The sequence below is a fragment of the Jeotgalibacillus marinus genome (assembly GCF_040801915.1).
GTDB classification, from domain to species: Bacteria; Bacillota; Bacilli; order Bacillales; family Jeotgalibacillaceae; genus Jeotgalibacillus; species Jeotgalibacillus marinus.
Genome location: NZ_JBFMIA010000148.1, coordinates 1 through 274, shown reverse-complemented (window position 1 = coordinate 274; position 274 = coordinate 1). Strand labels below are relative to the sequence as shown.

The window sequence follows — 274 nt, the reverse complement described above, 5'->3', positions numbered from 1 at the left end:
CTCGTCCACCACGCTGGCCCAATCGCCGCGGCTGGGTTGCCTGAACAGCCGCATCGATCGATACCATGGGCTGTCGGTGCGACCGAGCAGCCAGCGCCAATCGGGATTGAAGGGCAATAGCGTCCAGACCGGGGCGCCCAGCGCACCGGCGGGGTGAACGACGCGGGTGTCGACCGAGATCACCAGATCGAGGCAGGACACCAGCGCCGCCATGTCGCTGAAATCGGTGAGCTGGTCCGTCAGGTCGACGATGTCAGATCGTTCGGCGAGAAAG

1 protein-coding gene is annotated in these 274 nt (G+C 65.3%); it reads right to left on the bottom strand.

What is annotated here, in order from left to right:
- Positions 1-274, bottom strand: a 274-nt coding sequence (locus AB1471_RS18940) for a glycosyltransferase family 9 protein (protein ID WP_496350340.1), incomplete at both ends; no start/stop codon positions are given.